Below are 21,950 nucleotides of genomic sequence, written 5' to 3'. Positions count from 1 at the left end.
ATCGGGAAGTCAACACGCTGGCTTAATCACATAGGCTTGCGTTTGACAGGGCGGTTGCCGCATCGTTATCTCTGACGATATACGACGATCGCCTCGCCACAATCGAAGCCCGACGGCCCACAGGGAGCGAAAGCATGTCGCACAATCTGCAGTTCTATATCGACGGCGCCTGGGTCGACCCTGTGGTGCCGAACAAGTTCGATGTCATCGACCCGTCGAATGAGGACGTCTTCGCGCAGATCTCGCTGGGCAGCAAGGCCGATGTCGACAAGGCGGTGGCCGCCGCCAAGCGCGCCTTCGCCAGCTTCGGCTTCACTGAAGTCGAGGAGCGTCTCGATATCCTCAACCGCGTCATCGAAATCTACAAGAAGCGCAGCAAGGACCTTGCGCTCGCCGTCTCGCGCGAGATGGGCGCGCCGCGCCAGATGGCGCTGGACAGCCAGGTTGGCGTCGGCCAGGCGCATCTGGAAAAGATGGCCGAGGTGCTGAAGACTTTCCAGTTCCGCTACGTCAAAGGCTCGTCGCTTATCGTCAAGGAGCCGATCGGCGTCGTCGGCCTGATCACGCCGTGGAACTGGCCGCTCAACCAGATCACCTGCAAGGTCGGCCCGGCTCTCGCCGCCGGCTGCACGATGGTGCTGAAGCCATCCGAAATCGCGCCGCTCGACGCCATCATCTTCGCCGAGATCATCGACGAAGCCGGCGTGCCGAAGGGCGTGTTCAATCTCGTCAATGGCGACGGCCCGACCGTCGGCCAGGCGCTGGCCAGCCATCCGGACGTCGACATGATGTCCTTCACCGGCTCGACGCGGGCCGGCATCCTCGTCGCCAAGGCCGCCGCCGATACGGTCAAGCGCGTGCACCAGGAGCTCGGCGGCAAGTCGGCCAACATCCTGTTCCCCGATGTCGATCTGCAAAGAGCGGTCACCAAGGGCGTTGCCGGCTGCTTCGGCAACAGCGGCCAGTCCTGCAACGCGCCGACCCGCATGTTCGTGCCGCGCGACCGTCATGACGAAGCTGCCGGCTACGCCAAGGCTGCAGCGGAAAAATTCACCGTCGGCCCGGCCGATGCGCCCGGCTCGAAGCTCGGCCCGGTGGTCAGCCAGCTGCAGTTCGACAAGATTCAAGGATTGATCCAGAGCGGCATCGAAGAAGGCGCGACCCTGGTCGCCGGCGGCCCCGGCCGCCCGGCCGAGCTCAACCGCGGCTACTATGTCCGGCCGACCGTCTTCGCCAACGTGACGCACGACATGCGCATCGCGAAGGAGGAAATCTTCGGGCCGGTGCTGTCGATCATGCCATACGACACAGTCGAGCAGGCGATCGAGCAGGCCAACGACACCGTCTTCGGCCTCGCCTCCTACATCCAGGCCAACGACATCGAGAAGGCGCGCCAGGCCGCTGCCCGCATGCGCTCCGGCAATGTCTACATCAACTACCCGACCTGGGACGCCGGCCTGCCCTTCGGCGGCTACAAGCAGTCCGGCAACGGCCGCGAATACGCCGAATACGGTCTGGAGGATTTCCTCGAGATCAAGGGCATCGCGGGGTACGAGGCGGCTGAGTAGACCTCAGGCGCTAGTTAGAGCTGACGCCAAACGTCGGCGGTATTCGATTTGACAAGGGCGCGGTCTCGACCGCGCCCTTGTCATTTTGAGCCACTCCGACGGACTCACGGCCGGTTGGCTCACGAACCCGTCCGACGGGCGAAATGTTCATACGTCACTTGCCACGGGTCGCTCTCGCCTGATCTTTCCTCGCCGATCCAATGGAAGCTGTCGGTAGCGATCTCGGTGAACCGCCATCGCGTTTGCAGGCCGCGCGAGTCCTCGCCGATCTGGACAATGTCCTTGCCCTCGGCTCGCCCGATCTGGCGCGAGTAATCCTGGTTGAGCGGATCGCTCCAGATGATGTGCCAGCCACCGATCCCAGGATCGAAGATGCGCAAAGTCGTGCCATACATGGTGGAGTGCGCAGGGCGCTTGGGCCTGATCCAGATGTCCTGTATCGCGCGGCCTTCGAGCACCCAGCCAAAATGGCATTCGCCAGTCCATTTCCGGATTGTGCCGTCGTCGAGGTGGTGGAGCGAGTCCATCTCCCAGCTTCCAATCAGCCACCCATAGAGGTTCATGTCTTTCGCTCGGTCCGCTGGAGGACCGTCGGACGCGAGAGCCGTGAGAAACTGGGAAACCATGCTCGTCATGATTTTTCTCCAATGGATAAGCGAGCGGCGAGAAGATGCTGGACGTTGCTGCCACAACCGTCGCAGCGTCGTGGTTCCGCGTCTTGGGAGAAATTGCTGTTATGGCGCTATGGACGAGATGATGGCGAGGCCGGCCGGCAGGCAGGTCCATTCGCACGCCGCGCCTGTGTGGCGAAGGTGCCGGGCACGCGGGCTGAATCCGGCCGCCACGCTGCGAACGGTCAACAGCGTCCAGTCGGCGCTCGCCGTTTTAGCCGCGCCTTGCCTCGATGATGCCGACCATCGCCCGGGTGAATTCGACCATGCTGTTGGCCGTCATGGCTGCGTTGTCGGGGCTCTGGCCGATATGTTCGGCTGCTCCGCAGCATGAGCGGCGGATGCGATCGTAGTGCGGGTCTCTTTCATCGTCCGGCAAGGCTGCCAAGTTCAAGGCCCGGCGGTGAAGCATGCGCAATAGCTGCGCCAACGCTGTTTCGACACTCATGCGTTTTGCTCCGCATCGGTCGAACGTCTCGGCACATGAAGTGCCGGATCGTCGATCGGGTTCTCGCTCCCGATCCGGAAAGGCTGCGCCTTAGTCGTTAACATATCGTTGATTGCTAATATAGGCGACGAATCCTGCAGGCGGGTTCACCGGTGCCATGGGAAGGCGGAAGCAAATCGAGGCCGAATGTGGCAAACAGACCGGATGACAACTTCGCCGGCGCCACGAATACCGCCCGGCCGGTCCATACTTCGAAATCTAACAATCGGCGGAGTGCACCATTAACGGTGCTTGGTAAGGGTTGATTCAACCTTTACTGGTATGTACAAAGTGGCGGCTCCGGCTAGGGGTAGGGTTGCCTGAAAGCCGGAGCCGCCTGCGCGGCCGATGGGTAGTGTCCGCGCTGTCCCAGAATAGGACAGCGCGGTCTACGATTCGTTAATTCGCTAATATATGATCGCGCGGGCGAGGCCGGCGGACACAATCCCGGTAAGCGTCACGTTCTAAGCAACTGAATTCTCGTGATAATTTTCTGGCTGGGGAACCTGGATTCGAACCAGGACTAACGGAGTCAGAGTCCGCTGGTCTACCGTTAACCTATTCCCCAGCAGGCGCGGTCGGTAACGCGCGAAGCGGGCGGCTATGCGCCGCGAGCGCTGCCTTGTAGCCGCCGCTCGAAAATAGTCAACCCCGCGCCGCAGTTCAACCGCAGCCTTTTTTCTCGTTTGCTTGGCCGGGCGCTTGCGATGGCTCAACCCTCGCCGCGGCTGTATTGCGAGTGCTCGAAAAACAGCACCACGCCGAGCCCGATGAGCAGCGGGACAATCAGGTAGAACAGGCGGAAGACCAACAGCGCGGCAAGCACACCGACCGGGTCCATGTGCGACAAACCGGCCAGGAAGACGATCTCGAAAACACCGAGGGCGCCCGGCGCATGCGACAATAACCCTACCGAGAAGGATACCATGAACACGCCGAGCACGACGAAATAGCCGGGATTGCCGACCGTCGGCAGGGCAAAGTAGACGATCGCTGCCGCCGCCAGCAATTCGATCGGGCCGATCAGCAACTGCCGCGCCACGATCGGCAGCGCCGGGTAATGCACCTGGAAGCTGCCGATTTTGAGTGGCCTCAGATGCAGCCAGCTGCAGAACACATAGACCGCGACCAGGAGAAGCATGACAAGGCCGGCGGCCGTCGCCAGTTCGTGGTGCGGGGTCGTGGAGAAGCGGTCTACGATCTGCGGCTCCAGCACCAGCACGAGCCCCCCGACAAGCAGGCTGGAGAGGACGAAGGTGATCCAGCAGATCGCCACCAGAATGCCGACATCCTGGCCGGTCAGGCCCCTCGTGCCGTAGGCGCGGTAGCGGATCACCGCGCCCGAGAGCACCGAGCCGCCGATATTGTGCGACAGCGCGTAGGTCGTGAAGGAACAGAGCGTCACGAACAGCCACGACACTTTTTTGCCTATGTGGAGCAAAGCGATGTGGTCATAGCCGGCGAGCGAGGCATAGGCGACGACCGAGCTCAGCGCCGCCAGCGCCCAGGCGCGCGGCGGGATGGCGACGATGCCGGCCCAGACGTCGTCGAGTGAAATGCCGCGCAGTTCGTGGATGAGCAGCCAGAGCGAGAACACCACGGCCGCTATGCCGATGATCGGCCAGAAATAGCGCCTCCAGTTCATGGCGTCGTCGTCATGCGATCAAGCTCATTGATTTGATGTTGCCCGGACCCTTTCGAACCCTTCATTTGAGACATGCCTGATTGAAGCCGGCTATTCAACCGGCAAGAGATTGCCCCAGCGTGACGCCGCCAAAAAACGGGCCGCGCACTCTTGGTGATTGCGGATCGCGCTGCTAGTCTGTCCACAACTTGAAACAAATCTAGGTGCCTGCTGCGTCCTTCCGATTCGCGCGGCGCCGGAAGGAATTGCAGTGGAAGACCACGATACCGGCGCGGGCGCGTCGGCAGTGGGTATGTCCGGGGCATCGCCGGCGGAATCGGCGGGCCCGCCTGCAGGGCGGTTCAGCCGCCATGCGGGCGCGCATGCCAGACATGCCGACCAAAGACATGCCGACAATCAAGGCGAGAACCAGAAGGGCAAGACGCGCAAGCGCCGCAAGCGCAGGCGCGGCCGCAAGGTGTTCGCGCGCGACGAGAACGGCGCCATACCGCTATCGGTACCCGCCGCGAACCCTACCAGCCATCCGCCTCAGCCAGCGGCGGCAATGCCGCAACCGCCGGTCGCGAGCGTTCCGCGGCGGCCGCAGCCGGAGCTGCCGGTGTTCGCCGCGCTCGATCTCGGCACCAACAATTGCCGGCTGCTGGTCGCCGTGCCCGGCCGGCACGGTCAATTCCGCGTCATCGATGCCTTTTCCCGCATCGTCAGGCTGGGTGAGGGGCTCTCCGCCAGCGGGCGGCTCGGCCAGGCCGCCATGGATCGCGCCGTCGAGGCGCTCAAGGTCTGCGGCGAGAAGCTGCGCAACCGCAAGATCAGGAAGGCAAGGCTGATCGCCACCGAAGCCTGCCGCGCCGCCGAAAACGGCGTCGAGTTCCTCGAACGCGTCGAGCGTGAGGCAGGGCTGAGGCTGGAGATCATCGACCGCCAGACCGAGGCCCGCCTGGCGGTGTCCGGCTGCGGCTCGCTGGTCGAGCGCGACACGCGCGGCGTGGTGCTGTTCGATATCGGCGGCGGCTCGTCCGAGATCGCGCTGATCGACCTCACGCGCGGCCAGCGCTCGCCGCGGCTCGCCAACCACATCGTCTCCTGGACGTCGCTTCCGGTGGGCGTCGTCTCGCTTGCCGAGCGTTTTGGCGGCCGAACGGTGACGCGCGAGACCTTCACCGCCATGGTCGACGACGTCGCGGTGCGGCTCAAGGCCTTCGACGGGCGCGACCGGCTCGCGCATGTGCTGGCCAGCCCTCAGTTCCATCTGCTCGGCACCTCCGGCACGGTGACGACGCTGGCCGGCGTCCATCTCGATCTCGAGCGCTACGACCGCCGCCGCGTCGATGGGCTCTGGATGGACCGTCAGAGCGTCGACCGCATGGTGGAAAGACTGATCGGCTGGGATTTCCAGCAGCGCGTCGCCAATCCCTGCATCGGCGCCGATCGCGCCGACCTGGTGTTGGCCGGCTGCGCCATCCTGGAAGCGATCCGCGGCGTCTGGCCTTCCGAGCGGCTGCGCGTCGCCGATCGTGGCTTGCGCGAAGGCATATTGAGCGAGTTGATGGCTGATGACGGCGTCTGGCGTCATGACGGGCGCCGCGCATGATCCCAAAAAAGTGGAATCCGGTTTTTGGAAAAGATCATGCGCGAAAGAAAACGTCGATGACAAAGAAGCCGGAAAAGCCGGGCTCGGCCGGCATGCGTGTGCTGAAAACCAGGATCAAGAAGAAGAGCGGCCTGAAGGAATCCTCGCGCCGCTGGCTCGAGCGCCACATGAACGATCCCTATGTGCAGCGCTCCAAGGCTGACGGATACCGTTCCCGTGCCGCCTACAAGCTGACCGAGATCGACGACAAGCACCATCTGCTCAGGCCCGGCATGAAGGTGATCGACCTCGGTGCCGCTCCCGGCGGCTGGTGCCAGGTGGCGGCGGCGCGCACGAAATCTTCGGCCGAGAACCCGCATGTCGTCGGCATCGACTATCTCGAGATGGACGCGGTGCCGGGGGCGGTCATCCTGCAGATGGATTTCCTCGATCCTGAAGCGCCGCAAAAACTGTCCGAGGCGCTCGGCGGCCAGCCCGACGTCGTGCTGTCGGACATGGCGGCCCCCACCACCGGGCACCGCCGCACCGACCATCTGCGCACCATGCATCTGTGCGAGGTGGCGGCCGATTTCGCGCTGCAGGTTTTGAAGCCCGGCGGGCATTTCCTCGCCAAGACCTTTCAGGGCGGCGCCGAGAATGAGCTCTTGTCGCGGCTGAAGCAGAATTTCCGCTCGGTCCACCATGTGAAGCCGCCGGCCTCGCGCGATGAATCGGTGGAGCTTTACCTGCTGGCGAAGGAGTTCAAGGGATAGCGCCTAACCTTCTCCCCTTGTGGGAGAAGGTGGCCGCGAAGCGGCCGGATGAGGGGTGTTCCAGGGAACGCCAACGTCTCACTCCGCTGGAACACCCCTCATCCGTCTCGGCGCTGCGCGCCGATCCACCTTCTCCAGCAAGGGGAGAAGGAGAGGCCGCGCCTACTTCCCCGCCGTGCCCACTGCCTCGAGCGTTTTCGGTGTCGTCAATTTGCCATGTCCCGACACCGCGTTGCCGGCATCGGGCGCGAGCCGCATGAAGGTCAGCGACGCCGCCGCTGAGACGGCAGCGACGATGAAGAAGGCGATGTGGAAGTCGCCGAGCGTCAGCGGCCCGCCATGGATCGAGGTCGACACTTCCAGGATTCCGCCGGCCAGCGCCACGCCGAGCGCGATCGAAAGCTGCTGGAAGACGGCGGTGATCGGCGTCGCCTTGCTGGTGTCGGCGGCGGAGATCTCGGCATAGGACAACGCGTTGACGCCGGTGAAGAACATCGAACGGATGAAGCCGCCGACCAGCAGGATCGCAAGCATCAGCGCATAGGGTGTTTCGGGGGTGAAGAGGCCATAGATGGCGATCGAGCCGGCGGCGATCAGCGAACCCCAAATCAGCACCCGACGAAACCCGGCGAGCCGGAAGAGCAACGCGGTCACGAACTTCATGCCGATGGCGCCGATCGCCGAGACGAAGGTGATCATGCCGGACTGGAACGGTGTCAGCCCGAAGCCGATCTGGAACATAAGCGGCAAGAGGAACGGCACCGCGCCGATGCCGATGCGAAACAGCGAGCCGCCGAGCACGGAGGAACGGAACACCTGGTTGCGGAATAGCTCCAGCGCCAGCAGCGGATTTTTGGCGCGCCGCGCGTGCAGGAGGTAAAGCGCGCCCGAAACCAGGCCGACGGCAACCGTGATGAAGCCGGCGATCGGCGGCAGCGCGGGCAGGCTGACGACGGAAAGGCCGAAGACGATGCCGGAAGCCGCCAGCCCACTCAGCACGAAGCCGGGGAAGTCGAGCGGCGGTGTTTCGGTCGGCTCGGTCTCCGGCAGATGGCGTGTCGCGAGCCAGATGCCGACGAGTCCGATCGGGACGTTGATGAGAAAAATCCAGTGCCAGGTGAGATAGGTGGTGATGAAGCCGCCGATCGGCGGACCGACCAGCGGCCCGACCAGCGCCGGCACCGTCAGCCAGGACATCGCCGCGACAAGCTCGTTCTTCGGCGTGGCGCGCACCAGCACCAGGCGCCCGACCGGCGTCATCATGGCGCCGCCAATGCCTTGCAGGAAGCGCGACACCACAAAGGCGGGCAGCGAGTTGGCAAAAGCGCAGGCGACCGAGCCGGCGATGAAGACGGCGATCGCGGCGCGAAATACGGTCTTGGCGCCGAACCGGTCCGCCATCCAGCCGCTGATCGGAATGAAGATCGCCAGCGACACCAGATAGGCCGTCAGCGCCAGCTTCAGCGCGATCGGGCTGGTGTGGATGTCGACGGCGATCGCCGGCAGCGAGGTCGCGATCACGGTCGAATCCATATTCTCCATGAAAAGAGCGACCGCCAGGATGAGCGGGATGATGCGGTTCAAGGGAACGCCCTGATTTGACTTCGCGATTCTAGGCCAGGCTGGGGGCGAGCCGGCACGCCCGGGCGGTTATCACGCATCGGCCCGGATGTCGCATTAAATTGCTGTCACTTTTGCGCGACCGCAACCACTGGTGGCCTTAAAACTCAAATGCTCAACACTTTGCGATGGAACGCAACGACCGGCTTTTCAACCGTGGCAGGACGTGTTACCAGCCAGCGCCAATCCTGAAAGGGAAGATAAGAGTCGGCGCTGGCCATTTCGGCCCAGCGCCTTTTCCGCATTCAAAAGGACTGGCCATGGCAAAAATCATCGAGACGTCCACCGGCGCGTTGGCGCTGACCTTCGACGACGTGCTGCTGCAGCCCGGTCATTCCGAAGTCATGCCCGGCGAGACCGACATCCGCACCCGCATCGCCGGCGACATCGATCTCAACGTGCCGATCCTGTCGGCCGCCATGGACACCGTCACCGAGGCGAGGCTTGCGATCGCCATGGCGCAGGCCGGCGGCATCGGCGTCATCCACCGCAATTTCTCGCCGGCCGAGCAGGCCGAGCAGGTCAGGCAGGTGAAGAAGTTTGAATCCGGCATGGTGGTCAACCCTGTCACCATCGGCCCCGACGCGACGCTGGCCGACGCGCTGACGCTGATGCGCGCGCATGGCATTTCCGGCATTCCTGTGGTGGAAAATGGCGGCACCGGCGGCCACACGGTCGGCCGGCTGGTCGGCATCCTGACCAACCGCGACGTGCGCTTCGCCTCCGACCCGGCGCAGAAGGTCTACGAGCTGATGACCCGTGAGAACCTGATCACGGTGAAAGAGAACGTCGACCAGGACGAAGCCAAGCGCCTCCTGCACAAGCACCGCATCGAGAAGCTGGTGGTGGTCGACAGGAAGGGCAATTGCGTCGGCCTGATCACCGTCAAGGACATCGAGAAGTCGCAGCTCAACCCGCACGCCACCAAGGACGCGCAGGGACGTCTGCGCGCCGCCGCCGCCACCAGCGTCGGCGACGACGGCTTCGAGCGCGCCGAGCGCCTGATCGACGCCGGCGTCGACCTTCTGGTCATCGACACCGCGCACGGCCATTCGCAGCGCGTGCTGGATGCGGTGACGCGGGCCAAGAAGCTCTCCAATTCCGTGCGCATCCTGGCCGGCAATGTCGCCACCGTCGAAGGCACGCAGGCGCTGATCGATGCCGGCGCCGACGCCGTCAAGGTCGGCATCGGCCCGGGCTCGATTTGCACCACCCGCATCGTCGCCGGCGTCGGCGTGCCGCAGCTCTCGGCGATCATGTCGGCGGTGGAGACGGCGGAGAGGGCTGGCGTGAGCGTGATTGCCGACGGTGGCATCAAATATTCGGGCGATCTCGCCAAGGCGCTTGCCGCCGGCGCCAGTGCGGCCATGATCGGCTCGCTGCTCGCCGGCACCGACGAAAGCCCGGGCGAGGTCTATCTGCACCAGGGCCGCTCCTTCAAGGCCTATCGCGGCATGGGCTCGGTCGGCGCGATGGCGCGCGGCTCGGCCGACCGCTACTTCCAGGCCGAGGTCCGCGACACCCTGAAACTGGTTCCGGAAGGCATTGAAGGGCAGGTTCCCTACAAAGGACCTGTGGCTGGCGTGCTGCACCAGCTTGCAGGCGGCCTGAAAGCCGCTATGGGTTATGTCGGTGGGCGCGATCTTGCCGAGTTCCGGGAACGCGCCACCTTTGTGCGCATATCAAACGCCGGACTTCGTGAAAGCCACGCCCATGACGTCACGATCACCCGCGAAAGCCCGAACTATCCGGGCGGAATTTGATCAGGCTGACGCGCGGCCGGATCGACTGGGGCTTTGGCGTAACCTGATCGTGACGGTGTTGCGCCTGTCGCGTCATGCAGCGGCGCTCTCCGTCGCTTCCGCCGCGATCTTCATCGCCATGACGGCGCTCGAGTTTTTCTATTTCCGTCGGCTGAGCGGCGGGCTCCCCTCGCTCGACATGCGCGTCACCGGCTTCACGCCGGATGAAGGCATGGCATGGTTGACGGCGCTCGGGCGGCGCGGCGGCGAGATCATCATCGTCTGGCACTATCTGACTTTCGATCTACTGTTTCCGGCGTTGCTGTCGCTCGCCTTGCTCAGCCTGATCCTGGCCTTTGGCCGGCGGCTCGGCAGTTTCCGCACCATGCCTGCGCAATTGCAGGCGCTGACGGCGTTGGTGCTGGTCCTGCCTTACACGGTCGCCGACTACGCGCAGAACTTCGCAATTGCGCGGCTGCTGTCCGATTTCCAGTTGGCCAATCCCGATACGCTGTCCTTGGCCTCGTCGCTGACCGTCACCAAGTTCGCGCTTCTGGCCATTCCTGTTGCGGTCATCGCGGTGTTCGCGCTGGCAGTGCAAAGACGCTGAGCGGGCAGGGGATGAACCAGACCGCCATCTTCTGGCCGATGCTGGCGCATGTGCTCCTGGTTTATATCGTCTATCTGGTGATGCTGAAGCGACGCTATCTGGCTGTGAAGTCGGGCGAGGCCAAGATCAGCCAGTACAAGCTCCGCTCGACCGAGCCAGCCTCGAGCGTCACCGTCGCCAACAATTTGATCAACCAGTTCGAGCTGCCGGTCCTCTTTCACGTGCTCTGCCTGGCGCTCTTCGTCACCAATGGCGTGAACTACCTGACGCTGGCGCTGATGTGGCTGTTCATAGTCACGCGCTATGTCCATGCCTGGGTGCATCTCAGCAGAAACTATATGCTGCACCGCAGCCGCGCTTTCTTCCTTGGCGCGGGCATACTGCTCGTCGCCTGGATCTGGTTCGCGCTGCACCTGCTTGGAGCGGTGTGACGATTAAAGATCGAACACCGCGATCCTGCGCTTGTCGAACTTGATGCCGATCTCGCCGCGCACCAGCCTCAGTGCTTGCTCGCCGAACACGGCGCGCCGCCAGCCTTGCAACGCCGGCACGTCGGCGCCATCGCCCTCGGCGGCGATGCGGTCGATGTCGTCGCTGGAGGCGAGAACCTTGGAGGCGACACCCTCCTTCTCGGCGACGATCCTGAGCAACACCTTGAGCAGTTCCGCCGCCGCGCTCGAGCCTTCCGGCGGCTGGAACGTCTTCGGCAGTTTGGGCATCGCTTCCTTGGGCAGGGCAAGCGCCGTATTGACCGCGCCGAGCAGCGCGGTTGCGGTCGCCGACCGCTCCCAGCCCTTCGGCGTCGTGCGCAGCCGGCCGAGAGCCGTTGCATCGCGCGGCGCCTGTTGAGCGATCTCGTAGATAGCGTCGTCCTTGAGCACGCGGCCGCGCGGCACGTCGCGTTCGCGCGCCTCGCGCTCGCGCCAGGCGGCCACCGCCTGCACGATCGCCAGTTCCTGCGGCTTGCGCAGCCGCATCTTCAGCCGCTTCCAGGCGTCCTCCGGATGCGGATCGTAGGTCTCGCGCGAGGTGAGGACGTCCATCTCCTCGTTCAGCCAATGGCCGCGGTCCTCGCGCTTCAGCTCGGCGCTGAGGTGCTGGTAGACCTTGATCAGATGGGTGACGTCGGCGAGCGCGTATTCGAGCTGCTTGTCGGAGAGGGGCCGGTGCCGCCAGTCGGTGAAGCGCGAGGATTTGTCGAGCCGCGCGCCGGTGATGCGCTGCACCAGCTGGTCGTAGGAGACGCTGTCGCCGAAGCCGCAGACCATGGCCGCCACCTGCGTGTCGAACACCGGATGCGGCACCAGGTTGCCCAGATGGACGATGATTTCGATGTCCTGGCGGGCGGCGTGGAAGACCTTGACCACCGCTTCGTTGGCCATCAGCCGGAAGAACGGTTTCAGGTCGATGTCGGGCGACAGCGGATCGATCAACGCCGTCACGCCGGGCGCCGCCATCTGGATGAGGCAGAGGATCGGCCAGAAGGTCGTTTCGCGGATGAATTCGGTATCGACGGTGACGAATTCCGACTTTTCGAACGCCGCGATAACGCTTTCGAGTTCTTTCTGGGTGGTGATGACGTGCATCAAATCGCTTTTGGCATCATATCAGGCCTCTTTCAATTTCAGCCGCAAACGCTTTCGTCAAGCCGCAGCTACAGCAATTCCAGGAAAAGTGTGTAACGGTTTTCCGTCCGGAATTGCGTAAAAACAAAGAGATAGAGCGGTTCAGCGCTTCCGTGAAACGCTGAACCGCTCTAGTCCTGCTTGTCTGAATCGCCGCTGCGCCGCGCCAGCCGCCCGAACAGCGTCGAGGTGCGCAAAAGCGCGGTGAAGCGGCTGCGGCTGCCGGCCGGCACGCTCGACCGCACCTGCATACGATAGAGAATCACGATGATGAGAACGGCATAGACGACGGCGCTGAAGACGAACAGCGCGCTCGGCCCGAAATATTGCATCACCGCCGACGCCGCAATCGGACCGCCGATCGCGCCGAAGGAATAGAACAGCATCAGCGCCGCGTTGATCAGCACGAATTCGCCTTTGCCGGCCCGGTCGTTGGCATGCGCGGCCGATAGTGAATAGAGCGGCATGGCGAAGCTGCCGAAGATGAAAACGATGACGAAGTTGAGGAACGGGTCGGCGCGCGCCACGAAGGCCAGCGCCAGCGCGGCTAGCATGGCGCAGCACGTCGTCGCCAACAGCACCGAGCGCCGGTCCCGGCGGTCGGAGAGATAGCCCAGCGGATACTGGATGAGGGCGCCTCCGAATATGCCGACGCTGACGAAGGTCACCACATCGGCAACCGACATACCGATCTGTTCGGCGTAGACCGGCGACAGCGTGCGAAAGGCGCTGTTGGTGACGCCGACGGCGATGCAGCCGATCGAACCGAGCGGCGAGATCCGCCAGACGCGGAGCAGATCGAGTTTCACGTCTTCCGGTGGCGCCGGGTTCGAGCGGTCCCCGAGCGACACCGGCACCAGCGAAAAGGTGATCATCATCGACATGACGGCGAAGATGGCGAAACCGCCGGCGCCGAAGATCGGGATCAGGAATTGCGCGCTGGTCACCGAGCCGATGTCGACCATGCGGTATATGGCGAGCACCCGGGCGCGATCCTTGTTGCCGACGCCCGAATTCAGCCAGGCTTCCATGACGGTGAACAGGCCGGCAAAGCAGAAGCCGCCGGCAAAGCGCACCGCGCACCACATGACGGGGTCGATGACGAGCACCAGAAGCAGCGTGCCGACCGAGGCGATCGCGGCCAGTGCGGCAAAAGCCCGGACATGGCCGACCGCCTTGAGGATGCGGGTGACGGCTAGGCAGCCAAGCAGGAAGCCGGCGAAATAGAACGTGCCCATAAGGCCGATGTCGGATGCGGAAAAACCTTCCTGCGCGCCGCGCAATGCGATCAGCGTGCCCTGCAGCCCGTTGCCGCCAAGCAGGATGCCTGCGGCAATGAGGAGGGGGATAAGCGGGCGGACGGAAGACATTGAAGAGAGGCAATCACGGATCTGTCGCCTCTTCTTGGACCATAGAACCCGTCAATGCCAGCGACAAATGCGACACGAACACGGTCACATTCTTGCACCCGCGGGGACATAGGCTGCCAATCGGGTAGGGGGCCTCTAAGCTTTGCCCGCCCGTATTTCCATCTCCAGCTCGACCGTAGCAGGCGCCTCGCCTGGAATAGCATGGATGCTCTCCGCGGCGGGACGCCGGCCAAGCGAGCCCACCGTCAGCAGGCTGAGCGCGATGAAGGGGATGCCGATCCCATAAGCGGAGCGGATGCCCCAATGGTCCGACACGAAGCCGAGCAGCGGCGGGCCGAGCAGGAAGGCGATGAAGGAGATCTGCGAAAGCGCCGCGACATTGATCGCCGCCGGACGGTCCGTCCGCTGCGCTGCGGCGGAGATCGCCAGTGGGAAGAGGGCGCTGCTGCCGATGCCCAGCAGGGCGAAGCCCAGCATCGAGACGAACGGAAGCGGCGAGAAGAAGACCAAAAGAACACCCGCCGCCATCGTCGCCAACAGCACGCGCGCCACGCCGCTCGGCGAGTGGCGATCGACAAAGGAGTCGGCGAAGAAACGCGTGGTTGCCTGCGAGAAGGCAAACAGCGCCACCGTGAAGCCGGCGACGAAGGGACCGGCGTCGAAGACGGTGCGCATGTAGATCGCCGACCAGTCGATGCTGGCGCCTTCCAGGAGCATCGCCGAAAGCGTCACCGCCACGAGCACGAGGATCGGCAGCGTCGGCCGCGCGAACATCGGCGCCTTGTCGCCCGTTCCGGCGAAGCGGGCGGGCGCCGGTTCGAAGCCGCCGAGGAACAACGCCATCGAAACCGCCACCATCGGCACCACCAGCGCCAGATGCAATTGCGGCGACAGACCGAGATGCGCCATGGCGCCGCCGAACAGCCCGGCGCCGAAGAATCCCGCGCTCCAGAAGGAGTGCGCCCGGTTCATGATGCGGCGCTTGAGCAGAAACTCCGTCCTGTCGGCCTCGACATTGAGGATGATCTCGACGCTGCCGATCATCAGGCCGACCGGCAGCAGCATCAGGAACAGGGCGACAGGTCCCGGCGCGTGCACGGCGATGGAATAGGCAAGCGCGATCAGCGGCACAAGCCAGAGCAGCGCCCTGCGAAAGCCGACACGCTCCAGCACGGGCGTCGCCAGCGTCAGCGCAGTCAAGGTGCCGATCGGCGTCCCGATCAGGCTGAGTCCCAGCGTGCCGTCCTCGATCGCCATGGCGCGCTTGATGTCCGGCAGGCGTGGGAAAATATTGCCCATGGCAAAGGAGTAGATCGCGAAACCGGCATAGACGCGGTGCTGGGGGGCGAGTTTCAAGCCAAGGGTCATTGCGGCACTTTCCATTGGGGAGGGCGGGACGGCATCGCCGATCCGATACATCATTTCTTGCATAAACATGCAGATCATGCAAGAATGTGCACAAAGAAATAGGATCGTGCATGCTGACCGAAGAACGACACCAATTCATTCGCGACCGACTGGCGGCGGAAGGAAAGGTGCTGGCCGGCGAGCTCGCCAGCCGTTTTGGGGTTTCGGAAGATACGGTTCGCCGCGATCTGCGCGAGCTCGCCAAAGCCGGGCAGTTGCGCCGCGTCTACGGAGGTGCGGTTCCGTCAGCGCCATTTGCGGCGGCAACCATCGCCCAGCGCAGCAGCCACGCGGTCGATGAGAAGATGCGTCTGGCGAAAGCGGCCGTCGGCGTGCTCACTTCAGGACAGACCCTGTTCATTGACGGCGGCACGACCAATGAGGCGATCGCCAGGGCGATTCCGCGCGACATCGAGCTGACGGTGGCCACCAATTCGATCGCCGTCGCATCGGCTCTCGCCGATCGTCCTCTGGTCGAGCTGATCATGCTCGGCGGCCGGTATGTCCGCGACCTCGGCACCTGCGTCGGCGGCGACACGCTTGCCGCCGTGGCGCAGCTCGGCGCAGATCTGTTCTTCCTCGGCTCCTGCGGCCTCGATGCCTCGCGCGGCGTCACCGCCTTCGATTCGGCGGAGGCCGAGGTGAAGCGCGCCATGGCCAGGAACAGCGCCGGCATCGTCATCGCCGCCACCACCGACAAGCTCGCCACGGCGGCGCCTTATCGTGTTGCGGCACCCGATGCGATCCGCCATCTGGTTGTGGAAAGAACGGCGCCCGGCGATATCCTCGCCGATTTCCAGCGACAGGGCGCTGAAATCCGCTTCGCGTGAGCGGCCAAAGCCTCGGGCCTGTGTGACCGCCTGCCCGAGTGTGACCGGTTGCCTTGACAAAGCCGGCCTCTCATGCGCTTTTCGCGCCAATTTTCGAGCCGGGCTTTTCGCCCGCAATTCCGGACTCCACCAATGACTATGCATCGTTACCGCAGCCATACCTGTGCCCAATTGAGAAAGAGCGACGTCGGCAATTCCGTCCGCCTGTCGGGCTGGGTGCATCGCGTGCGCGACCATGGCGGGCTGCTCTTCATCGATCTACGTGATCACTACGGCCTGACCCAGATCGTCGCCGATCCGGATTCGCCGGCCTTCAAGATCGCCGAGACCGTGCGCGGCGAATGGGTGATCCGCGTCGACGGCGAGGTCAAGGCGCGTTTGCCGGAGACGGTGAATCCCAACCTGCCGACCGGCGAGATCGAGATTTTCGCGCGCGAGATCGAGGTGCTGTCGGCGGCCAAGGAACTGCCTCTGCCGGTGTTCGGCGAGCCTGAATACCCCGAGGACATCCGCCTGAAATACCGCTTCCTCGATCTGCGCCGAGACACGCTGCACAGGAACATCATGGCGCGTACCAGGATCATCGCCGAGATGCGCAAGCGCATGGGCGAGGTCGGCTTCACCGAATTCTCGACGCCGATCCTGACCGCGTCGTCGCCCGAAGGCGCGCGCGACTTCCTGGTGCCGTCGCGCATCCATCCCGGCAATTTCTATGCCCTGCCGCAGGCGCCGCAGCAATACAAGCAGCTGATCATGGTCTCCGGCTTCGACCGCTACTTCCAGATCGCGCCCTGCTTCCGCGACGAGGATCCTCGCGCCGACCGTCTGCCCGGCGAATTCTACCAGCTCGACCTCGAAATGAGCTTCGTCGAGCAGGACGACGTGCTCTCCACCATGGAGCCTGTGCTTCGAAATGTTTTCGAGACCTTCGCCGCCGGCAAGCCGGTGACCCAGAAATTCCGTCGCATTCCCTATGACGAGGCGATGCGCACCTACGGCACCGACAAGCCGGACCTGCGCAATCCGATCGAGATGCAGGCGGTCTCGGATCATTTTCGCGATTCCGGCTTCAAGGTCTTTGCCAACATCCTGGCCAACGATGCCAAGGCCGAGATCTGGGCTATTCCCGCCAAGACCGGCGGCAGCCGCGCCTTCTGCGACCGCATGAACTCCTGGGCGCAGAGCGAGGGTCAGCCGGGCCTCGGCTATATCTTCTGGCGTAAGGAGGGCGACAGGCTCGAAGGCGCCGGACCGATCGCCAAGAACATCGGCGAGGAACGCACCGAGGCGATTCGGCTCCAGCTCGGCCTTGCCGACGGCGACGCCGCCTTCTTCGTCGCCGGCGACCCCAAGAAGTTCGTCGCCTTCGCGGGCGCGGCGCGCACGCGCGCCGGCGAGGAGCTGAACCTTGTCGACCGCGACCGCTTCGAACTGTGCTGGATCGTCGACTTTCCCTTCTTCGAATGGAACGAAGAGGAGAAGCGCGTCGATTTCGGCCACAATCCGTTCTCCATGCCGCAGGGCGGCATCGACGCGCTCAAGGGCGAGGATCCGCTCAGCATCAAGGCGTTCCAGTACGACATGGTCTGCAACGGCTTCGAGATCGCTTCCGGCGGCATCCGCAACCATCTGCCGGAAACCATGGTCAAGGCTTTCGAGATCGTCGGGCTGGATCGCAAGACGGTTGAGGAGCGTTTCGGCGGCCTCTATCGCGCCTTCCAGTACGGCGCCCCGCCGCATGGCGGCATGGCGGCCGGCATCGACCGCATCGTCATGCTGCTCGTCGGCGCCAAGAACCTGCGCGAGGTCACGATGTTCCCGATGAACCAGCAGGCCTACGACCTGTTGATGAACGCCCCCTCGGAAGCCACTGCGCAGCAGCTTCGCGAGCTGTCGCTGCGCGTCGCGGTGGCGAAGAAGGAAGGTTAGGGATCACACCCAAGCCGTTCCTTCCATTCCAAGAATCGATCTCAACAAAAAAGCCCGGCATCGATTGCCGGGCTTTTCTGTTTCGCGCGTTTCGTTGGATCAGTCCTCGTTCGCCTTGACCTTGACGCCGAGCGTCTTGGGCAGGTCGAGCGGGTTGGACATGGCGCCAGCCATGATCAGCGCGAACGGCACCGACGACGGCGGCTCGGCCGAGATTTCGAGGCTCTTCGGATCGTCGAGGAACTTGTTGACCGCAGCCGACACCTCGGCTGTCAGCTCGGGATTGTTGAGCTGCGCCATGCCGAACGGCACGATCGCCTTCGCCTGGTTGGCGACGTCCTTGGCCGACATGCCCTGCTGCTTGCCGACATAATCGAGCACCTTGCCGGTCAGCGAATCGTCGTCGAAGCGCACCGAAGCGCCGTTGAAGGACAGCTGCTGCAGGAGGCCGAGCATGGCCATGCCCTGCGCGGAATTGTCGGCGCCTTCCGGCTGCGAGGCGAGCTGCTTCTGCATGGCCTGCATCGACTTGATGAAGTCGACGGTGTAGCCGCCGAGATCGAAGGTCATGCCGAGCGTGCCGGCGTTGTCGACGGAGATGTCATATTTCGACAGCTCCATCTTGCCGTCGCTGGGCTGCCAGGTGCCAGCCATCGAGATGTTGCCGGAGATGTTCTGGTAGCCGAGCGCCTCGATCGCCTCCTTGGACTTCGGGTCGTCGACCAGCGTCAGGTCGGCATTGAACTTCTCCGTATTGGCGGTGAAGTCCATAGCCTTGCCGTCGGCCGGCGGCGTGATCTGGACGGCGAGCCCATCCATCGAGAAGGCCGTCTTGTCGCCGACCTTGACCGTCATGTTGGAGAGCTCGGCCGACTTGTACATCATCATCGAGCCGAGCGGGTCGGTGCTGCCTTCGGCCGGCACCTTCATGTCGTGGATGACGAAGGGGCTGAGATTGAGCGTGACGCCATCTTTGGAATGCTCGAACGGGGAGGTCGAGACGGTCGCGATGTCGAAACCGCCATTGGTCTCGGTGACGCCCTCAAGCTTCACGTCGCCGAGCGGCAGCGCCTCCTTCTCGGCGGCCGGCTTGATGGAGACGCCCTGCAAAACGACATTCGAATCGTCACCCGAGACCCCGGTCCAGGAAATGTCGACGCCTTGGGCGGCAAGCGTTGCCTTGACGCGCTCGGCCACCGCCGGATCGGCGGCGAAGGCGGCGTTGAGCGGCAGGGTCAGCAGAAAGGTCGAAAAAGCCAGTTTCTTGAGCATTGAGCGTTGGATTGTCATCGCGAGTTCCCTGTCCTGAAAAGTGTTTTTTGAATTTCTGCTCCATCACCATTCCGCGACGAACGGGACGGGAAAAAGGCGTTTCCCGGCACATTTGTCGAAAACGGCGATGAAAAGCAAATGCGGGCCGGCACGCTTCGCATGGTGCGGTGAATTTGTCATGAAGACCGCGGCTCTCCTCCGCCCGCGTTGGATGCTCAGATCGCGTTGCATGCCCAGATAGAGGGCGCATGTAACAGATTGATGTTGGCCGGCGCCCCCGCTTGCAGCCGAAGCCAGTTGCAGATGGCGGCAAATTGGAATGTTCGCCCTGCCGCTTCCGTGAAATCCTTCACGTCGCTGTTTGCGACGAATCCGCCGACTCCCAACCCGGCGCTTGCCGCGAATCACCCGCTCGGTTAGTCCAAATCCATGGGAAAAAGGCATTTGCCGCCCGAAGACAGTGGCGGCGGCGACAACATCGAACCGGTCGATCTGAAGGAAGCGCTCGAAAAGCGCTATCTCGCCTATGCGCTGTCGACCATCATGCATCGGGCACTGCCGGATGTGCGCGACGGGCTGAAGCCGGTCCATCGGCGCATCATGCATGCCATGCGGCTCTTGCGGCTCAACCCCGACCAGGGCTTCGCCAAATGCGCGCGCATCGTCGGCGAGGTGATGGGTAAGTTCCATCCGCATGGCGACCAGTCGATCTATGACGCGCTGGTGCGTCTCGCGCAGGAATTCTCGATGCGCTACCCGCTGGTCGACGGGCAGGGCAATTTCGGCAACATCGACGGCGATAACGCTGCGGCCATGCGCTATACCGAAGCGCGCATGACGGAAGTGGCGACGGAGCTGCTCGCTGGCATCACCGAGGACGCCGTCGACTTCCGGCCGACCTACAATGAGGAGGACGAGGAGCCATCCGTTCTTCCCGGCGCCTTCCCGAATCTGCTCGCCAACGGCTCGTCCGGCATTGCCGTCGGGATGGCGACCTCGATCCCGCCGCACAACGCCGCCGAGCTTTGCGACGCGGCGCTTCATCTGATCGAGCATCCGGACGCGCCGGTGGCGAAGCTGATGGATTTCGTCCAGGGGCCGGATTTCCCGACCGGCGGCATCATCGTCGACAGCCGCGCCTCGATCCTCGAAGCCTATGAGACCGGCCGCGGCGGTTTTCGCGTCCGCTCCAAATGGAGCCAGGAGGACCAGGGCAGGGGCACCTGGAGCATCGTCGTCACCGAAATCCCCTATGGCGTCCAGAAGGCCAGGCTGATCGAGAAGATCGCCGAGCTGTTGATGGCGCGCAAGCTGCCGCTGCTCGAAGACATCCGCGACGAGAGTGCGGAGGACATCCGCATCGTGCTGGTGCCGAAGAGCCGCACCGTCGATCCCGGCATCCTGATGGAATCGCTGTTCAAGCTCACAGAGCTCGAAAGCCGCTTCCCGCTCAACATGAACGTGCTGTCGCGCGGCAAGGTGCCGAACGTGCTCTCGCTCAAGGGCGTGCTCAAGGAATGGCTCGACCATCGCCGCGACGTGCTGATCCGCCGCTCGAAATATCGGCTGGGCGAGATCGAGAAGCGCCTGGAAATCCTCGCCGGCTACCTGATCGCCTATCTCAACATCGACGAGGTGATCAGGATCATCCGCGAGGAGGATGAGCCGAAGCAGGTGATGATGGCCCGCTGGTCGCTCACCGACAACCAGGCCGAAGCCATCCTCAACATGCGGCTGCGCGCCCTGCGCAAGCTGGAAGAGATCGAGATCCGCAAGGAGTTCGACGGCCTTACCGAGGAGAAGAAGCAGATCGAGGCGCTGCTTGCCTCCGACGCCAAGCAATGGTCGACGATCAAGTGGGAAGTCACCAAGATCCGCGACAAGTTCGGACCCGAGACCGAGCTCGGCAGACGCCGCACCCAGTTCGCCGATGCGCCCGAGCATGACCTGACCGACATCGCGCATGCCATGATCGAGCGCGAGCCGGTTACCGTCGTCGTCTCCGAGAAGGGCTGGCTGCGCGCCATGAAAGGTCACCTGACCGACCATTCGCAGCTCGCCTTCAAGGAAGGCGACAGCCTGAAGCTCGCCTTCCACGCCCAGACCACGGACAAGATCCTGGTCTTCACCACCGGCGGCAAGTTCTACACCATCGGCGCCGATCGGCTGCCGGGCGGGCGCGGCCATGGCGAGCCGATCCGCATCATCGTCGACATGGAGAACGACCAGGACATCGTCACCGCCTTCGTCCATGATCCGAAGCGCAAGCTGCTCCTGGTCTCATATGATGCCAACGGTTTCGTAGTCTCTGAGGAAGAGGTCGTCGCCAACACCCGCAAGGGCAAGCAGGTGATGAACGTCAAGGCGCCGGACGAGGCCAAGCGCTGCATTCCGGTCGCCGGCGACCATCTCGCTATCGTCGGCGAGAACCGCAAGATGCTGGTCTTCCCGCTCGCCGAGATCCCCGAGATGGCGCGCGGCAAGGGCGTGCGCCTGCAGAAATACAAGGACGGCGGCGTGCTGGACCTGAAGACCTTCACGCTGGAGACTGGGCTGACCTGGCAGGATTCGGCCGACCGCACCTTCACCAAGTCGCGCGAGGAACTGGCCGAATGGATCGGCGCCCGCGCCGCCGCCGGCCGCATGGTGCCGAAGGGTTTCCCGCGGACGGGGAAGTTCGGCTAGCGCGACGCCCAACCTTCTCCCCCTGTGGGAGAAGGTGGCCGCGAAACGGCCGGATGAGAGGTGCTGGAAGGATCGCTGCGTCTCGGGCGTAAGCGCTTCAAATCCTTCAATCTCTTGACGCCGCGTTTCTTCCAGCACCCCCTCAT

Annotated in this window: 17 protein-coding genes and 1 tRNA gene; 9 read left to right on the top strand and 9 right to left on the bottom strand. The window is 63.8% G+C overall.

Annotated elements, in window-relative coordinates:
• Nucleotides 1-134: 134 nt before the first annotated feature.
• A complete protein-coding gene (locus tag RFN30_RS07430) occupies nucleotides 135-1,568 on the top strand; it encodes an aldehyde dehydrogenase family protein (RefSeq protein ID WP_320261449.1) in 1,434 nt (477 codons plus the stop codon).
• 119 nt (nucleotides 1,569-1,687) lie between these two features.
• Here RFN30_RS07430 and RFN30_RS07425 read toward each other — a convergent pair whose 3' ends face one another.
• The 4 genes from RFN30_RS07425 to RFN30_RS07410 all read right to left on the bottom strand — a co-directional run bounded on the left by RFN30_RS07425 (nucleotide 1,688) and on the right by RFN30_RS07410 (nucleotide 4,371).
• Nucleotides 1,688-2,203, bottom strand: a complete 516-nt coding sequence (locus RFN30_RS07425; RefSeq protein WP_320261448.1) for a hypothetical protein — start codon at nucleotides 2,201-2,203, stop codon at nucleotides 1,688-1,690.
• A 250-nt stretch (nucleotides 2,204-2,453) separates the two neighbouring features.
• On the bottom strand, nucleotides 2,454-2,687 hold the full coding sequence (locus RFN30_RS07420) for a hypothetical protein (protein WP_320261447.1): 234 nt from the start codon (nucleotides 2,685-2,687) through the stop codon (nucleotides 2,454-2,456).
• A gap of 533 nt (nucleotides 2,688-3,220) precedes the next feature.
• Nucleotides 3,221-3,294, bottom strand: a tRNA-Gln gene (locus tag RFN30_RS07415).
• A 144-nt stretch (nucleotides 3,295-3,438) separates the two neighbouring features.
• On the bottom strand, nucleotides 3,439-4,371 hold the full coding sequence (locus tag RFN30_RS07410) for a lysylphosphatidylglycerol synthase transmembrane domain-containing protein (protein WP_320261446.1): 933 nt from the start codon (nucleotides 4,369-4,371) through the stop codon (nucleotides 3,439-3,441).
• 250 nt (nucleotides 4,372-4,621) lie between these two features.
• Between RFN30_RS07410 and RFN30_RS07405 the strand changes: the two genes are divergently transcribed.
• Complete coding sequence (locus RFN30_RS07405; RefSeq protein ID WP_320261445.1) at nucleotides 4,622-5,962, top strand: Ppx/GppA phosphatase family protein; 1,341 nt, start codon at nucleotides 4,622-4,624, stop codon at nucleotides 5,960-5,962.
• 56 nt (nucleotides 5,963-6,018) lie between these two features.
• The gene (locus RFN30_RS07400) at nucleotides 6,019-6,714 is read left to right on the top strand and encodes an RlmE family RNA methyltransferase (RefSeq protein ID WP_320261444.1); all 696 of its coding nucleotides are present in this window, start codon (nucleotides 6,019-6,021) and stop codon (nucleotides 6,712-6,714) included.
• A 162-nt stretch (nucleotides 6,715-6,876) separates the two neighbouring features.
• On the opposite strand, the gene RFN30_RS07395 is transcribed toward RFN30_RS07400, so the two are convergent.
• On the bottom strand, nucleotides 6,877-8,298 hold the full coding sequence (locus RFN30_RS07395) for an MFS transporter (protein WP_320261443.1): 1,422 nt from the start codon (nucleotides 8,296-8,298) through the stop codon (nucleotides 6,877-6,879).
• Nucleotides 8,299-8,594: 296 nt separating this feature from the next.
• On the opposite strand from RFN30_RS07395, the gene guaB reads away from it, so the two are divergent.
• The 3 genes from guaB to RFN30_RS07380 are packed head-to-tail and all read left to right on the top strand — an operon-like array spanning nucleotide 8,595 to nucleotide 11,117.
• Nucleotides 8,595-10,097, top strand: coding sequence for an IMP dehydrogenase (gene guaB / locus RFN30_RS07390; protein WP_320261442.1), 1,503 nt, complete (start codon nucleotides 8,595-8,597; stop codon nucleotides 10,095-10,097).
• Between the two features lie 43 nt (nucleotides 10,098-10,140).
• Nucleotides 10,141-10,686, top strand: a complete 546-nt coding sequence (locus RFN30_RS07385) for a hypothetical protein (RefSeq protein ID WP_320261554.1) — start codon at nucleotides 10,141-10,143, stop codon at nucleotides 10,684-10,686.
• Between the two features lie 11 nt (nucleotides 10,687-10,697).
• Complete coding sequence (locus RFN30_RS07380) at nucleotides 10,698-11,117, top strand: MAPEG family protein (RefSeq protein WP_320261441.1); 420 nt, start codon at nucleotides 10,698-10,700, stop codon at nucleotides 11,115-11,117.
• Between the two features lie 3 nt (nucleotides 11,118-11,120).
• On the opposite strand, the gene rnd is transcribed toward RFN30_RS07380, so the two are convergent.
• The 3 genes from rnd to RFN30_RS07365 form a co-directional block, all read right to left on the bottom strand.
• Nucleotides 11,121-12,272, bottom strand: a complete 1,152-nt coding sequence (gene rnd, locus RFN30_RS07375; protein ID WP_320261440.1) for a ribonuclease D — start codon at nucleotides 12,270-12,272, stop codon at nucleotides 11,121-11,123.
• Nucleotides 12,273-12,442: 170 nt separating this feature from the next.
• A complete protein-coding gene (locus tag RFN30_RS07370) occupies nucleotides 12,443-13,681 on the bottom strand; it encodes an MFS transporter (protein ID WP_320261439.1) in 1,239 nt (412 codons plus the stop codon).
• Between the two features lie 135 nt (nucleotides 13,682-13,816).
• The gene (locus tag RFN30_RS07365) at nucleotides 13,817-15,049 is read right to left on the bottom strand and encodes an MFS transporter (RefSeq protein ID WP_320261438.1); all 1,233 of its coding nucleotides are present in this window, start codon (nucleotides 15,047-15,049) and stop codon (nucleotides 13,817-13,819) included.
• A gap of 110 nt (nucleotides 15,050-15,159) precedes the next feature.
• Between RFN30_RS07365 and RFN30_RS07360 the strand changes: the two genes are divergently transcribed.
• Nucleotides 15,160-15,918, top strand: coding sequence for a DeoR/GlpR family DNA-binding transcription regulator (locus tag RFN30_RS07360; RefSeq protein ID WP_320261437.1), 759 nt, complete (start codon nucleotides 15,160-15,162; stop codon nucleotides 15,916-15,918).
• Between the two features lie 138 nt (nucleotides 15,919-16,056).
• Nucleotides 16,057-17,847, top strand: coding sequence for an aspartate--tRNA ligase (gene aspS / locus RFN30_RS07355; protein WP_320261553.1), 1,791 nt, complete (start codon nucleotides 16,057-16,059; stop codon nucleotides 17,845-17,847).
• Between the two features lie 99 nt (nucleotides 17,848-17,946).
• On the opposite strand, the gene RFN30_RS07350 is transcribed toward aspS, so the two are convergent.
• The gene (locus tag RFN30_RS07350; RefSeq protein WP_320261436.1) at nucleotides 17,947-19,137 is read right to left on the bottom strand and encodes an aq_1923 C-terminal domain; all 1,191 of its coding nucleotides are present in this window, start codon (nucleotides 19,135-19,137) and stop codon (nucleotides 17,947-17,949) included.
• A gap of 411 nt (nucleotides 19,138-19,548) precedes the next feature.
• Between RFN30_RS07350 and parC the strand changes: the two genes are divergently transcribed.
• Nucleotides 19,549-21,804, top strand: a complete 2,256-nt coding sequence (parC, locus tag RFN30_RS07345; RefSeq protein WP_320261435.1) for a DNA topoisomerase IV subunit A — start codon at nucleotides 19,549-19,551, stop codon at nucleotides 21,802-21,804.
• Nucleotides 21,805-21,950: the final 146 nt, after the last annotated feature.

The organism is Mesorhizobium dulcispinae, assembly GCF_033977345.1.
GTDB lineage: Bacteria > Pseudomonadota > Alphaproteobacteria > Rhizobiales > Rhizobiaceae > Mesorhizobium > Mesorhizobium dulcispinae.
The sequence above is the reverse complement of the archived record's forward strand: the minus strand, read 5'-3'. Positions and strand labels throughout refer to the sequence as shown.

What these genes read in the sequence shown, in the direction of transcription:
- RFN30_RS07430 (WP_320261449.1), top strand. Translation starts at nt 135, where the DNA reads ATGTCGCACAATCTGCAGTTCTATATCGACGGCGCCTGGGTCGACCCT.
- RFN30_RS07425 (WP_320261448.1), bottom strand. Translation starts at nt 2,203, where the DNA reads ATGACGAGCATGGTTTCCCAGTTTCTCACGGCTCTCGCGTCCGACGGT.
- RFN30_RS07420 (WP_320261447.1), bottom strand. Translation starts at nt 2,687, where the DNA reads ATGAGTGTCGAAACAGCGTTGGCGCAGCTATTGCGCATGCTTCACCGC.
- RFN30_RS07410 (WP_320261446.1), bottom strand. Translation starts at nt 4,371, where the DNA reads ATGAACTGGAGGCGCTATTTCTGGCCGATCATCGGCATAGCGGCCGTG.
- RFN30_RS07400 (WP_320261444.1), top strand. Translation starts at nt 6,019, where the DNA reads ATGACAAAGAAGCCGGAAAAGCCGGGCTCGGCCGGCATGCGTGTGCTG.
- guaB (WP_320261442.1), top strand. Translation starts at nt 8,595, where the DNA reads ATGGCAAAAATCATCGAGACGTCCACCGGCGCGTTGGCGCTGACCTTC.
- RFN30_RS07380 (WP_320261441.1), top strand. Translation starts at nt 10,698, where the DNA reads ATGAACCAGACCGCCATCTTCTGGCCGATGCTGGCGCATGTGCTCCTG.
- rnd (WP_320261440.1), bottom strand. Translation starts at nt 12,272, where the DNA reads ATGCACGTCATCACCACCCAGAAAGAACTCGAAAGCGTTATCGCGGCG.
- RFN30_RS07370 (WP_320261439.1), bottom strand. Translation starts at nt 13,681, where the DNA reads ATGTCTTCCGTCCGCCCGCTTATCCCCCTCCTCATTGCCGCAGGCATC.
- RFN30_RS07365 (WP_320261438.1), bottom strand. Translation starts at nt 15,049, where the DNA reads ATGACCCTTGGCTTGAAACTCGCCCCCCAGCACCGCGTCTATGCCGGT.
- RFN30_RS07360 (WP_320261437.1), top strand. Translation starts at nt 15,160, where the DNA reads ATGCTGACCGAAGAACGACACCAATTCATTCGCGACCGACTGGCGGCG.
- aspS (WP_320261553.1), top strand. Translation starts at nt 16,057, where the DNA reads ATGCATCGTTACCGCAGCCATACCTGTGCCCAATTGAGAAAGAGCGAC.
- RFN30_RS07350 (WP_320261436.1), bottom strand. Translation starts at nt 19,137, where the DNA reads ATGACAATCCAACGCTCAATGCTCAAGAAACTGGCTTTTTCGACCTTT.
- parC (WP_320261435.1), top strand. Translation starts at nt 19,549, where the DNA reads ATGGGAAAAAGGCATTTGCCGCCCGAAGACAGTGGCGGCGGCGACAAC.